This is a genomic window from Methylobacterium radiodurans (assembly GCF_003173735.1).
GTDB lineage: Bacteria > Pseudomonadota > Alphaproteobacteria > Rhizobiales > Beijerinckiaceae > Methylobacterium > Methylobacterium radiodurans.
Genome location: NZ_CP029551.1, coordinates 4,087,752 through 4,101,440, shown reverse-complemented (window position 1 = coordinate 4,101,440; position 13,689 = coordinate 4,087,752). Strand labels below are relative to the sequence as shown.

Genomic DNA, 13,689 nt, shown 5'->3' with positions numbered 1-13,689 from the left:
GACCGGGGCTGCGGACTCAGGCAGCGGGAGGCGCGTCGCGGCGCGCCTCAAGCCGCGCGCGCGCCGCCTCCAGCTCGGCCAGCGTGGCGCGCGCCTCCTCGATCTTGCGGCCGAGCGCGTCGAGCACCTCGCGGCCCTCGCCCGCGAAGCTGCGCACGGCCTCGCCCGCGCTCGCAAGCGCATGGCCGGAGGCGGCCACCGCCCGGCCGTACTCGGCCTGGGCTCGGTCGAGGCGCTTGAGCTTCAGGTACATCGGCACCACGCAGGCGCTGGTGGCGACCAGCGCGGTGAGCAGCACGCCGTCAACCAGCGAGGCCATGGGCTCCGTCCTTGTCCTGGATGTTCTTGGTATCCTTGCCGTCCTGGGCGATGACCTCGTCGATCCGCAGCACGTACGAGCCCTGCGCCTGTCCGGCCCGGGCCCAGAACAGCGGCCGGTCGTTGCCCTCGAGCTTGATCCGGGTCGCGGGCGTGGCATCGAGCCCGATGACCTGGCCGACCTGGAGGCCGGCGATCTCGCCGAGCGTCAGGTGGCGCTCCTCCAGCACGGCGCGCAGCGTCACCTCGGCCTTCTGCACCTCGGCGGCGATCTGGCTCGACCAGCGCGGGTCGCGCGCGGTCGACTCGCCGGTGAGCACCTTGGCGAGGCTCGGGCGCAGCGGGTTCAGCAGCGCCTGCGGGATGACGAGGAACATCTCGCCGCTGCGGCTGAGCGCCTGGAACAGGAACTTGGCCTGCACGGCGTTGTTCGTGCGCCGGCCGATCACCGCGAACTCCATGCGGGTCTCGGTGCGCTCCAGCCGGAAGGCGGTCTGCGAGACGAGGCCGAAGGCGGCCTCGAGCGCCTTGCCCACCTGCTCGAACACCATCTGGGCGACGCGTAATTCGATCGCCGAGAAGGCGCGCTCGTCCTCGACCGCGGGCTCCGAGCCGTCGGCGCCGAACAGCACCTCGACCATCGTGTAGAGCAGGTCCCGGTCGAGCCCGACCAGAATGTGCCCGTCCCAGCCCGGCGCGTGGAAGATGCCCGCCACCGCGTTGTGCTCGTGCACGTCGAGGAAGTCGCCGAAGCGCCCGCTCTCGACGCCCGAGAGGGCGTAGAACACCGTCGAGGCGACCCGGTGCTTGAGCGCGTCGCCGCAGGCGGTGGCCAGCCGGTCCAGGATGAGCTGGAGCATCGGCAGCCTGTCGAGGGACAGGCCGGCGGCCTCCTGGATGCGCGCCCGGATGCCCGCCGGGTCGCGCAGGATCGCGGGCTGAGCCGCGGAACGGGGGGCGTGGGTCTCCATCGGGGATGCCTCAGGCCGCTTCCGCGCGGGCGCCCGGCACGGTGGCGGCCTCGACCTCGTCGATGGTCGGACGGTCGGCGGAGGCGATGCCCTTGCGGCCGTGCTCGACCGCGATCTGGGGCAGCGCCCCGTTCATGTAGGCGATCAGGCTCTGCTTGGTGATGGTGAACACGGCGCACTGCTTCTCGCGCACGCTCTTGATCTTGACGGCGAGCGGGGCGAGCACGCCGTAGGAGGCGAACACGCCGATGAAGGTGCCCACCAGCGCCGCGCCGATCAGGCCGCCGAGGATCTGGGGCGACTGGTCGAGCGCGCCCATCGCCTTCACGATGCCGAGCACCGCCGCCACGATGCCGAGCGCTGGCAGAGCCTCGGCCACCGTGTTGATGGCGTTGTAGGGCTTCAGCACCGACTTCTTGTGGGTGCTGATCTCCTCCTCCATCAGCGCCTCGATCTCGTGGCTCCGGGCACCGCCGATCAGGATCAGCCGGCAATAGTCGCAGATGAACATCACCAGGTCCTGGTTCTTGGTCACCTCCGGGTAGCCCTTGAAGATCTCGGAATTGGCCGGATCGTCGAAATGCGTCTCGACCTCGTTGCGCGGCTTGGTCTTCAATTCGCGCAGGAGAGCGTGCAGGAGGCCCAGGAGCGACAGAAAGTCCTTGCGCTTCGGGACCTTGTCGGTGATCGCCTCCATGGTGGCCTTGCCGGAATCGACCACCGTCTTCATCGGGTTGGCCATCACCATGCCGCCGGCCGCCATGCCGCCGATGATCACGAACTCCCAGGGCTGCCAGATCACGATGAGGTGGCCGCCCATGGCGACGAAGCCGCCGAGCATGCAGCCGATGGCGATGAGCAGGCCGATTCCGATGCCCATAGGCGGAAGTCCCCGATACGGCGGCGCGGCGCCGCGAGGCGCCCTGCCGGCGCCCTCATGGCGCCTCTAGCGTGAGACCGGGGGTTACGGCGCCTCCCTTGCGCGGGGCTTGGGCGAGGCTTGAGCGGGCCTCGGGCAGAGCTTGGGCGGAACCGGTTCCGGTCATCCGTAAACCATGGCGGGAGGCGTCCGACCCCGTCCGTGCGACGGGCGCGACGGCCCGTGCGACGGTAGGGCCGTCCATGCGCCTCCCGGGTGACCCTCATGCCTCCCACCGCGGCCAAGCTCCTGCCCTACCTCGGACAGGCGGCGCGCTTCGTCAGGCCCGCCGGGCTGGCGGGGATCAACCTCTATGCCGCGCCCCGTATCGAGACCTCGAGAGTTCCGATGCAATGGTCGCTCCCCGGGGAGCCGGCATCGTTCGCCGGCAAGGGCCCGGGACTCTGGCTTCCCCTCGCGGTCGCCCTCTTGGTCACGGCGAGCCTCTTCCTGAAGGCGCGGCAATCCGAGGCGCCCTCCGGCATCTGGGACTGGATCGTGCTGATCGCGTCCAGCTGCCTGCTCCTCGGGATCAACGCCTGGCACATCTCCGCCGTCATGGCCTGGGCCGCCCGTCAATCCTGACGATCGGGCGGTTCGGGGCCCGCGCAGCCTTCTGGAACCGTTAAAGATTTCAGCGCATGGCAGCCATGTAACCGCCGGATTGTCTTGCAGCCACGCCTGATGTAGCGCGGCGATCGCGAGAAGAATTCTTTAGATCCGGCGCAAAAAAATTATGAATACTGACGATAAAGTGCAGGCCCGCCACCAGACCGCGCAGCATAATGCGCTTCCGCTGAGCCGTCGGCAGCTCGTCGGCGGTGCGCTGGCAGGGCTCGCGGTCTCGGCCGTGCCCGGATCGGTGCTGGGCCAGGCCCCGGCCCGCAAGGTCGACGTCCTGCTGATCGGCGGCGGCATCATGAGCGCCACGCTCGGCGTCTGGCTGCGCGAGCTGGAGCCCGGCTGGTCGATCGAGATGGTCGAGCGGCTCGACGGCGTGGCGCTGGAGAGCTCGAACGGCTGGAACAATGCCGGCACCGGCCACTCGGCGCTGGCCGAGCTGAACTACACGCCGGAGGATTCCAAGGGCACCGTCCGGATCGACCAGGCGGTCAAGATCAACGAGGCCTTCCAGATCACCCGCCAGTTCCTGGCCTGGCAGGTCCGGCAGGGCGTGCTGAAGGATCCGCGCACGTTCATCAATTCCACGCCCCACATGAGCTTCGTCTGGGGCGAGGACAACATCCGCTTCCTCAAGAAGCGCCACGAGGCGCTGAAGGCGAGCCCGCTCTTTGCCGGCATGGACTACTCGGAGGATCCCGAGCGGCTGAAGCAGTGGGTCCCCCTGATGATGGAGGGGCGTGACCCGAAGCAGCGGGTCGCCGCCACCTGGTCGCCGGTCGGCACGGATTGCGAGTGGGGCGAGGTCACCCGCCAGTACATCGCCTCGCTCCAGGCCCGGCCGAACTTCGCGTTGCGCCTCTCCACCGAGGTCGAGGGCATCGCCCGCACCAAGGACGGCGGCTGGCAGGTCACCGCCAAGAACCTGAAGGACGGCACCCGGCAGACGGTCGAGGCCAAGTTCGTGTTCATCGGCGCGGGCGGCGGCGCGCTGCACCTGCTGCAGGCGTCCGGCATCCCGGAGGGCGACGACTACGCGGGCTTCCCCGTGGGCGGCTCGTTCCTCGTCAACGAGAACCCGGACGTGGCGATCCGCCACCTCGCCAAGGCCTACGGCAAGGCCTCGGTCGGCGCGCCGCCGATGTCGGTGCCGCACCTCGACACGCGGGTGCTCGGCGGCAAGCGGGTGATCCTGTTCGGGCCCTTCGCGACCTTCTCGACCAAGTTCCTGAAGGAGGGCTCGTATTTCGATCTGCTGACCTCGACCACGACCAGCAACGTCTGGCCGATGGTGAAGGTCGGCGTCGAGCAGTACCCGCTGATCGAGTACCTGGCCGGCCAGGTGATGCTCTCCGACGAGGACCGCTACCAGGCCCTGCGCGAGTACTTCCCCAACGCCAAGAAGAGCGAGTGGCGGCTGATTCAGGCCGGGCAGCGCGTGCAGATCATCAAGCGCGACCCGGAGAAGGGCGGCGTGCTGAAGCTCGGCACGGAGATCGTCAGCGCGAAGGACGGCACCATCGCGGCGCTGCTCGGCGCCTCGCCGGGCGCCTCGACGGCGGCGCCGATCATGCTGAACGTGCTGGAGAAGGTCTTCGCCCAGAAGGTGGCCAGCCCCGAGTGGCAGGCCAAGATCCGCCAGATCGTGCCGAGCTACGGCACGAAGCTGAACGACGACCCGCGACGCGCCTACGAGGCGCTGGCCTACACGAGCGAGACGCTGCAGCTCACGCCCCCGCCGCAGGCGGTCGCCGCTCCCGTGCAGCCGGCGGCCCCCGCCGAGACGGGCACCGTCAAGGCGGTGCCAGACATGGCGCCCTGAGGTCCGAAGCGCCCTCCCGCCCGCGGCGGGAGGGGTTCGCCGGACGGCGCCGACCGGCCGTGGGGCCGGCCTTCGATGGATCGGGACAAGGGGCGGCTCCGCAGGGGGCCGCCCCTTCTCTCATGGTGCTTTCTCGTGACAGCCGGCTGTCCGGGCGGCTCGGCGAAGCGAGGCGCGGTTCGCGCCCGACGCGAAGCCGGCCGACGTCGGAGGAACCGCGGGCGGCGTCTTGACCTTCCCATCATGGGAAGGCCCACATGCTCCGGCATGGAGACAGAGCCTCGTTCCACCATGTCCGCCACCATGTCCGCACAGAGTGCCGCACCCGTCAGCTTCCCGGTCGAGGGAATGAGCTGCGCCGCCTGTGTCGGCCGCGTGGAGCGGGCGCTCGGCCGCTTGCCGGGCGCGAGCGCCGTCAGCGTCAATCTCGCGACCGGCCGGGCGAGCCTGCGGCTCGAACCCGGCACCACCCCTGCGGAGGCCGCCGCGGCCGTGGAGGCAGCGGGCTACGCCGTGCCCGAGACCGAGACGGCGCTCGCCGTCTCCGGCCTCTCCTGCGCGTCCTGCGTCGGCCGCGTCGAGCGGGCGCTGGCGGCCGTGCCCGGCGTGCTCGGCGCCGCGGTCAACCTCGCGACGGGCCGGGCCGTCGTGCGCCACCGCGCCGGGGTCGTCGCCCCCGCCGACCTCGCCGCCGCGGTCGAGGCCGCGGGCTACGCGGCCAAGCCCCTGGACGCCGAGGCCCCGCCCGCGCCGGACGCGGCCCGGGCCCGGGAGGCGCGGGCGTTGCGCCGCGATGCCCTGATCGCCGCGCTCCTCGCCCTGCCGGTGGTGGTGCTCGACATGGGCGGACACGTCGTCCCGGGCTTCCACCACGCGGTGGCGGGCATCCTCGGGGCCGACGGTGCCGCTTGGCTCCAGGCCGGGCTCGCGACGCTGGTGCTCGCCGGCCCCGGCCGGCGCTTCTTCGCCCAAGGGGTGCCCGGCCTGCTGCGCGGCCACCCGGATATGAACGCCCTCGTGGCGCTCGGCTCCGGCGCCGCCTACCTCTACTCCCTGGTCGCGACCGTCGCGCCGGACCTGCTGCCCGCGGGAAGCCGGCATCTCTACTTCGAGGCGAGCGTCCTCATCGTCACCCTGATCCTGCTCGGGCGCACCCTGGAGGCGCGGGCGCGCGGGCGCACCGGCGAGGCCATCGCCCAGTTGCTCGACCTCGCCCCGCGGACTGCCCGGGTGGTGCGGGACGGGACCGAGGCCGAGGTGCCGCTCGCCGCGCTGAAGGTCGGCGACGTGGTGCGAGTCCGCCCCGGCGAGCGGGTCGCGGCGGACGGCGTCGTGGTCGCGGGCGAGAGCTTCGTCGACGAGAGCATGGTGACGGGTGAGCCGGCGCCGGTGCGCAAGGCACCCGGCGCGGCGACCGTCGGCGGCACGGTCAACCGGGGCGGCAGCCTCGACCTGCGGGTCGGCTCGGTCGGGGCCGACACGGTGCTCGCCCAGATCGCCCGCATGGTCGAGCGGGCGCAAGGGGCCAAGCTGCCGATCCAGGCCCTGGTCGACCGGGTGACCGGGCGCTTCGTGCCGGCCGTGATCGCGGCGGCGCTCGCGACGTTCGCGGCCTGGCTGGCGCTGGCGCCCGCACCCGCGCTCGGCCCAGCCCTCGTCCACGCCATCGCGGTGCTGATCATCGCCTGCCCCTGCGCCATGGGGCTCGCCACCCCGACCTCGATCATGGTCGGCACCGGCCGGGCGGCGCGACGCGGCATCCTGTTCCGCGACGGAACGGCGCTGCAGCGCCTGCAGAGCGTGCGCGCCGTCGCCCTCGACAAGACCGGGACGCTCACCGAGGGCCGCCCGCGTCTCACCGCCCTCGACGCCCCCGGGCATGACGCCGCCGAGATCCTGGGGCTGGCCGCCGGGCTGGAGAGCCGTTCCGAGCACCCGGTCGCCGCCGCGATTGTGGCGGGGGCGCGCGCCCGCAGCCTCGCGGTGCCGGAGCCCGAAAGCTTCGAGGCGGAGGCCGGGCACGGCGTGCGCGGCCGCGTGGGAGGCCGCGCGGTCGCGATCGGCGCCCGGCGCTGGCTCGACCGGCTCGGCATCGCGGCGGATCCGAACCTGGCGGCGCGGGCCGAGGCGCTGGCGGCGGCGGGATCGAGCCCGCTGCACCTCGCCCTCGACGGACGCCACGCCGCGGTGCTCGCCGTCGCCGACCCGATCAAGGCGGGCGCCCGCGAGGCGGTGGCGGCGCTCCGGGCCCGCGGCCTCGCGGTAGCGATGCTCACGGGCGACGAGCGGCGCGCGGCCGAGGGCATCGCGAAAAACCTCGGCATCGAGGCGGTCTCGGCCGAGATGCTGCCCGCCGGCAAGGTCGAGGCCCTTCGCGCCCTGCGGGCGGCCCACGGGCCCGTCGCCTTCGTGGGCGACGGCATCAACGACGCCCCCGCGCTCGCTGAGGCCGATGTCGGGCTCGCCATCGGCACCGGCACCGACATCGCGGTCGAGAGCGCCGACGTGGTGCTGATGGCGGCCGATCCCGGCGCGCTGGTGGAGGCGCTCGACCTGTCGCGCGCGGTGATGCGCAACATCCGCCAGAACCTGTTCTGGGCCTTCGCCTACAACGTCGCGCTGATCCCGGTCGCGGCCGGGGCGCTCGCGGTCGTGGGCGGTCCCAGCCTCTCGCCGGTGCTCGCGGCCAGCGCGATGGCGCTCTCCAGCACCTTCGTCCTCGGCAACGCGCTGCGCCTGCGCCGGGCGGGCGGGCGCGCCGTCCCCGCCGGGAGCCCCGCATGAGCGAGGCGCGCGTCACCATCGGCGAGGCGGCCCGGCTCACCGGCGTCTCGGCCAAGATGATCCGCTGGTACGAGGAGACCGGCCTGCTGGCGCCCGCAGCCCGGCTGGAATCCGGCTACCGCACCTACGGCGAGGCCGACATCCACACCCTGCGCTTCGTGCGCCGGGCCCGCGACCTCGGCTTCAGCGTCGAGGCCATCGCGGACCTGCTCGCCCTCTGGCGCGACCGCGGCCGCCCGAGCGCGGGCGTGAAGGTGATCGCCCTGGAGCAGATCGCCCTCCTGCGGCGGCGGATCGCCGAGCTGGAGGGCATGGCCCGCAGCCTGGAGCGGCTGGCCGAGACCTGCTGCGGCGACGACCGGCCCGACTGCCCGATTCTCGACGACCTCGCCGCCGACGAGCCCCCGCCGGCCGCCCCACGGCGTCAGCGGGGGCTGGGCGTGAAGCGCGCCTGAGGACCCTATATCCGCGCGTGCCGTGGCCGGGGATCAGCGAGAGCGGACGATGGCGCAGGACCGGCAGGACGCACCCCTCGTCCGGTGCATCGTCGCGGTGAGCCGCACGGTGGCGGATCTCGACCGGACGGAGACCTTCTATCGCGACGCGCTCGGCTTCGCGGCGGTCGCGCCGCCCGAGCCGGTGCCGGAGCCAATCCTGGCGGCGCTGGGGCTTGCAGGCACCGACGCCCGTCGGCTGCGGATGCGACTCGGCGGCCAGATGCTCGCCTTCCTGGCCTTCGACCCGCCCGGCACGCCCTATCCACTGGCGGCGCGCGCGAACGACCCGGTCTTCCAGCACGTCGCGATCCCGGTGCGTGCCATGGAGCCGGCCGCCGCGCGCCTCGTCGCCCACCACCCGGCCGCGATCAGCACGCACGGTCCGCAGGCGCTGCCCCCGGCCTCCGGCGGCGTCACCGCCTTCAAATTCCGCGATCCCGACGGCCACCCGGTCGAGCTGATCCACTTCCCCGGCGGCGCGCCGGCCGCGCGCTGGCAGGACGCGCCGGGCCTGTTCCTCGGCATCGACCACTCCGCGCTCGCCGTGACCGACCTCGAACGGGCGCTCGCGGTCTTCCGCGACGCCCTCGGCTTCCGCGTCGTCCAGCGCGGCCTCAACCGCGGCGAGGCGCAGGCCCGGCTCGACGGCCTCCCCGACCCGGAGGTCGACGTGCTCGCCCTGGAGCCGGCGGCCTCCAGAACGCTCCACCTCGAACTGCTGCACTACCGCCGCCCGGCCGCCCCGCCCAGCCCGCCGCCCTACGGCCCCCGCGACCGCGCCACGAGCCGCCTCGTCCTCGCGGTCCGCGATCTCGACGCGGCGGCGGACGCGCTCGACGGAGCGGGCTGCCCGGTGCGCCGGACAGGGGGCGTCGCCTACGCGGAGGGGCCGGACTGCCACGGGCTGCTGTTGGTGCCGGCGGCGTAGGTGGGTTGTTCGAGCGGCACGGAATCCCTCGCCTCGTGCGCCTACCGTATTCACACATCTCGTCGGATGGACCGCGCGCGCTCCCTCCCCCCTCTGCGGGGGAGGGTGGCGCCCGAAGGGCGACGGGAGAGGGGGGCGACGCTGCAGGATGTGGCTCAGCCCTGCATGAAGGCCGCACCTCCTCTGTTCGCTGGGGTCCCCTCTCCCGACCCGGCCTCACGGCCGGCCCACCCTCCCCCGCAGAGGGGGGAGGGAGCGCGCGGTGGGTATCTGCACCCGTTGTGTGAATCCGGTAGCCCGCACGCGGGGGGAGGGCCTCCGCCGGTATCAGAACTGACCAACCGGAGATCGGGCTCACACCGGCAGGACGTTCGTGTATTTCACCTGCCCCAGCGCGAAGCTCGACTCGATCGAGCCGACACCGTCGAGGCGGGTGAGCTTGTCCTTCAGGAAGCGCTCGTAGGCGGCCAGATCCGGCACCACCACGCGCACGAGGTAGTCGTGCCGCCCGGTCATCAGGTAGCACTCGACCACCTCCGGCCAGCGCGCCACCGCCTCGGCGAAGCGGTCGAGTTCCTCCTCGCGCTGGCGCTCCAGCTTCACCGAGGCGAACACGCTGATCGGCAGCCCGACCTTGGCCTGATCGACCAGGGCCACGTAGCCCCGGAGGATGCCGGCCTCCTCAAGCATCCGGATCCGCCGCAGGGCCGGGGAGGGCGAGAGGCCGACACGTCCGGCGAGGTCCTGGATCGTGATTCGGCCGTCGCGCTGCAGCTCGGCCAGGATCTTCCGGTCGATCGCGTCGATCCGCCGTTCCGGCATGAATGCGCCTCGTCCCCGTCACCGATTGGCAGATCCTGCCAATGATCTTCCCGATGCCAGCGTATTTGGCAACTCCTGCCGCGAGGCCGGTGCCAGATTGATCGGGCATCCGACGAGGCCAGAGCCCGATGACCGATCCGCGCCAAGCAGACCCGCGCACCGCAGACCCGCGCCTGCCCTACCTCGCCGAGCTGGAGCGCAAGGCGCTGTGGCTCTCGACCTGGATGATCCACAACGCCAACCACGTGCGGCCGAACCACGACGGCATGAAGGTCGGCGGCCACCAAGCCTCCTCGGCCTCGCTCGCCACGATCATGACGGCGCTCTATTTCGGCGTGCTCCGCCCCGAGGACCGGGTCGCGGTGAAGCCTCATGCGGGCCCGGTCTTCCACGCGCTCCAGTACCTCGCCGGCCGCCAGACCCGTGAGAAGCTGGAGAATTTTCGCGGGTTCGGCGGCGTTCAATCGTATCCCTCGCGGACCAAGGACACCGACGACGTCGACTTCTCGACCGGCTCGGTCGGCCTCGGCGTCGCCCAGACGCTGTTCGGCTCGCTCGTGCGCGACTACGTCCGCGCCCACGGCTGGGGCCTCGACCGCCCCGAGGGCCGCATGGTGGCGCTCTTGGGCGACGCCGAGATGGACGAGGGCAACATCTTCGAGGCCCTGATGGAGGGCTGGAAGCACGGTCTGCGCAAGACCTGGTGGATCATCGACTACAACCGCCAGAGCCTCGACGCCGTGATCCGCGAGGGCCTCTACAGCCGCTTCGAGGAGATCTTCCGCTCGTTCGGCTGGGACGTCGTCGTGCTCAAATACGGCTCGCTGATGGATGCGGCCTTCGCGGAAGCGGGCGGCGCGCGCCTGCGCGCCTGGATCGACACCGCCCCGAACCAGCTCTACGCGGCCCTGACCTTCCAGGGCGGGGCGGCCTGGCGGCGGCGCCTGACCCAGGACCTCGCCGACGACGCCGACGCCCTCGCGCTCATCGACCGTCGCACGGACGACCAGCTCGCCGAACTCATGGGCAATCTCGGCGGGCACGACCTCGTCAACCTGCTCAAGGCCTTCGAGGGCGCCGACAACGACCGTCCGACCGTGTTCATCGCCTACACGGTGAAGGGCTACGGCCTGCCGCTCGCCGGCCACAAGGACAACCATTCGGGGCTCCTCACCCCCGCCCAGACGGAGCTGTTCCGCGAGAGCCGGGGCGTGCCCGTCGGCCAGGAATGGGAGCCCTTCGCGGGCGCCCGGCTGCCGGAGGCCGAGCTGCGCCGCTTCATCGACCGGGCGCCCTTCTTCCGCGAGGGCCCGCGCCTGCGCGACGCCGCGCGGCTGCCCGTGCCCCAGGACTTTCCCTGCCCGCGCCAGCCGACGCTCTCGACGCAGGCGGGTTTCGGCATGATCCTGAACGATCTCGCCCGCTCGGACGCGCCGATCACCGAGCGCATCGTCACCACCTCGCCGGACGTCACAGTCTCGACCAATCTCGGCGGCTGGGTGAACCGGCGCGGCCTGTTCGCCCGCGAGGAATTGCGCGACCTGTTCCGGGCCGAGCGCATTCCCTCGACCTTCACCTGGGATTTTTCCGCCCAGGGCCAGCACATCGAGCTCGGCATCGCCGAGATGAACCTGTTCCTGCTCCTCTCCGGGCTCGGGCTCTCGCATCGCCTCTTCGGCGAGCGGCTGATCCCGATCGGCACGCTCTACGACCCCTTCATCGCCCGGGGCTTGGACGCCCTGAACTACGCCTGCTACCAGGATGCCCGCTTCATCATCGCGGCCACACCCTCCGGCGTGACCCTGGCGCCCGAGGGCGGCGCCCACCAGTCGATCGGCACGCCGCTGATCGGCCTGTCGCAGCCGGGCCTCGCCAGCTACGAGCCGGCCTTCGTCGACGAGCTGTCGGCGATCATGGCCCACGCCCTCGACTACGTGCAGCGCGACGGCGAGGCCGGCGGCTCGGTCTACCTGCGCCTCTCGACCCGCGGCCTGGAGCAGCCGCGCCGCACCCTCTCGACGGAGCTGACGGACGCGATCGTGGCCGGCGCCTACTGGCTGCGCGAGCCGGGGCCGAACTGCGAGGTGGTGGTGGCCTATACGGGCGCGGTCGCCGCCGAGGCGATCGAGGCGGTCGGCCGCATGGCGGAGGACCGGCGCGATGTGGGGCTGCTGGCCGTCACCTCGGCAGACCGGCTGCACGCCGGCTGGAGCGCCGCGCAAGGAGCGCGGGAGCGCTGGCAGCGGGGGGCCGAGAGCCACGTCGAGGCCCTGCTCGGGCGCCTGCCGCGCCATTGCGGCCTCGTCACGGTGATCGACGGGCACCCGGCGACGCTCGGCTGGCTCGGCGCCGTGCACGGCCACCGCACCCGGGCGCTCGGCGTCGATCGCTTCGGCCAGACCGGCACCGTGGCGGATCTCTACCGCCATTTCGGCATCGACGCCCGCGGCATCGTCGCGGCGGCGCAGGGCTTGAGCCCCGAGCGGCCGATCCGGCAGCTCAGCCTGGTGGCGGGCTGAGCGCGATTTTCCCTTCCCCTCTGCGGGGGAGGGCGGCTGCTGCGTCAGCAGGGGCCGGTCGGGACGTAGTCCCGCAGAGAGGGGGCGACGCTTCAGGACGAGGCGCGGCCTTCATGCAGGGCACAGCCCAACCCTGCACCGTGGTTCCCCTCTCCCGTCGCCCTTCGGGCGCCACCCTCCCCCGCGGAGGGGGGAGGGCGGCGGCGCGGTCAGCGCTCTCCCGCCCCACGGCCGCGCTTGCCCGTTGACGCCCCGGTTGGCCCCCTGTTTGCTGGTCGGGACCCGCCCGCAGCGCAAGCGGCCCCGAGCGCACCATGCCCGCCATCGACCGGATCCAGGCCTTCTCCGACGCCATCACCGCGTGGCGGCACGACCTGCACGCGCATCCCGAACTGCTCTACGACGTGGAGCGCACGGCCGGCTTCGTGGCCGACAAGCTGACCGCCTTCGGCTGCGACGAGGTCGTCACCGGCATCGGCCGCACCGGCGTGGTCGGGGTGATCCGGGGCCGGGGCGGGCGCTCGAACCGGGCGATCGGCCTGCGCGCCGACATGGACGCGCTGCCGATCCAGGAGGTGCGCGACTTAGCGTACCGCTCGACCGTGCCGGGCAAGATGCACGCCTGCGGGCATGACGGGCACACCGCGATGCTGCTCGGCGCCGCCCGATACCTCGCCGAGACCCGCGATTTCGACGGGCGGGCGGTTCTGATCTTCCAGCCCGCCGAGGAGGGCGGGGGCGGGGGCGAGGCGATGGTCGAGGACGGGCTGATGGAGCGCTTCGGCATCGAGGCGGTCTACGGCATGCACAACATCCCGGGTCTGCCGCTCGGCCAGTTCGCGATCCGCCCCGGGCCGATCATGGCCTCGACCGACCGCTTCACCATCACGATCGAGGGAAGGGGCGGCCACGCCGCGCTCCCGCACGCGGCGGTCGACAGCGTGGTGGTGGCGAGCCACGTGGTGCTCGCTCTGCAATCGATCGTCTCGCGCAACGTCGACCCGCTGCAATCGGCCGTGGTCTCGGTCTGCGCGCTGGAGGCCGGCGAGGCCTTCAACGTCCTGCCGCAGCGCGTGACGCTGCGGGGCACGATGCGTGCGCTCTCGGCGGAGGTGCGGGCGCTGATCAAGGCCCAGATCGTCGCCCTGACCGAGGGCGTCGCCAGCGCGTTCGGGGCCGCGGGCAGCGTCGATTTCGGCGCGAGCTATCCCGTCACCGAGAACGACCCGGCGGAAGCCGCCTTCGTGGCCGACGTCGCCGCGGGGCTCGTCGGCGAGGAACGGGTCGAGCGCAACGTCGCCCCGATGATGGCGGCGGAGGATTTCTCCTACATGCTGGAGCGGCGGCCCGGCGCCTACCTGTTCCTCGGCAACGGCGACAGCGCCCCGCTCCACCACCCGCACTACGATTTCAACGACGCGGCCGCCCCGCTCGGCGCCTCGCTCTGGGCCCGGCTGGTGGAGACGGGCCTGCCGCTGGGGCGGTGAC

The 13,689-nt window shown here is 72.4% G+C and carries 11 protein-coding genes; 7 read left to right on the top strand and 4 right to left on the bottom strand.

Annotated features, from left to right (window positions below):
- Positions 1–16: 16 nt before the first annotated feature.
- The 3 genes from DK427_RS19295 to motA are packed head-to-tail and all read right to left on the bottom strand — an operon-like array spanning position 17 to position 2,169.
- Positions 17–319 (bottom strand): hypothetical protein, encoded by a 303-nt coding sequence (locus tag DK427_RS19295; RefSeq protein WP_109952673.1) that lies wholly within the window; start codon positions 317–319, stop codon positions 17–19.
- On the bottom strand, positions 303–1,289 hold the full coding sequence (locus tag DK427_RS19290; protein WP_109952672.1) for a flagellar motor switch protein FliM: 987 nt from the start codon (positions 1,287–1,289) through the stop codon (positions 303–305). Before DK427_RS19290 ends, DK427_RS19295 begins: the two co-directional genes overlap by 17 nt.
- Positions 1,290–1,299: 10 nt before the next feature.
- On the bottom strand, positions 1,300–2,169 hold the full coding sequence (gene motA, locus DK427_RS19285) for a flagellar motor stator protein MotA (protein ID WP_109952671.1): 870 nt from the start codon (positions 2,167–2,169) through the stop codon (positions 1,300–1,302).
- 264 nt (positions 2,170–2,433) lie between these two features.
- Between motA and DK427_RS19280 the strand changes: the two genes are divergently transcribed.
- The 5 genes from DK427_RS19280 (at position 2,434) to DK427_RS19260 (ending at position 8,860) form a co-directional block, all read left to right on the top strand.
- Positions 2,434–2,793 carry a hypothetical protein gene (locus DK427_RS19280; RefSeq protein ID WP_109952670.1) on the top strand — a complete coding sequence of 120 codons (360 nt, stop codon included), beginning with the start codon at positions 2,434–2,436 and terminating at the stop codon, positions 2,791–2,793.
- 151 nt (positions 2,794–2,944) lie between these two features.
- Positions 2,945–4,651 (top strand): malate dehydrogenase (quinone), encoded by a 1,707-nt coding sequence (gene mqo, locus DK427_RS19275; protein ID WP_109952669.1) that lies wholly within the window; start codon positions 2,945–2,947, stop codon positions 4,649–4,651.
- A 267-nt stretch (positions 4,652–4,918) separates the two neighbouring features.
- The gene (locus DK427_RS19270) at positions 4,919–7,435 is read left to right on the top strand and encodes a heavy metal translocating P-type ATPase (protein ID WP_109952668.1); all 2,517 of its coding nucleotides are present in this window, start codon (positions 4,919–4,921) and stop codon (positions 7,433–7,435) included.
- The gene (gene cueR, locus DK427_RS19265; protein ID WP_109952667.1) at positions 7,432–7,890 is read left to right on the top strand and encodes a Cu(I)-responsive transcriptional regulator; all 459 of its coding nucleotides are present in this window, start codon (positions 7,432–7,434) and stop codon (positions 7,888–7,890) included. The genes DK427_RS19270 and cueR overlap by 4 nt, the downstream gene beginning before the upstream one ends.
- Positions 7,891–7,939: 49 nt before the next feature.
- Positions 7,940–8,860: a VOC family protein gene (locus tag DK427_RS19260; RefSeq protein WP_109952666.1), complete on the top strand. Its 921-nt coding sequence runs from the start codon at positions 7,940–7,942 to the stop codon at positions 8,858–8,860.
- Positions 8,861–9,214: 354 nt separating this feature from the next.
- Here the strand turns inward: DK427_RS19260 and DK427_RS19255 are convergent, their stop codons facing one another.
- A complete protein-coding gene (locus DK427_RS19255) occupies positions 9,215–9,682 on the bottom strand; it encodes an Lrp/AsnC family transcriptional regulator (RefSeq protein ID WP_109952665.1) in 468 nt (155 codons plus the stop codon).
- 128 nt (positions 9,683–9,810) lie between these two features.
- Between DK427_RS19255 and DK427_RS19250 the strand changes: the two genes are divergently transcribed.
- Positions 9,811–12,201, top strand: a complete 2,391-nt coding sequence (locus tag DK427_RS19250; RefSeq protein ID WP_109952664.1) for a transketolase-like TK C-terminal-containing protein — start codon at positions 9,811–9,813, stop codon at positions 12,199–12,201.
- 314 nt (positions 12,202–12,515) lie between these two features.
- The gene (locus DK427_RS19245) at positions 12,516–13,688 is read left to right on the top strand and encodes a M20 aminoacylase family protein (protein ID WP_109952663.1); all 1,173 of its coding nucleotides are present in this window, start codon (positions 12,516–12,518) and stop codon (positions 13,686–13,688) included.
- Position 13,689: the final 1 nt, after the last annotated feature.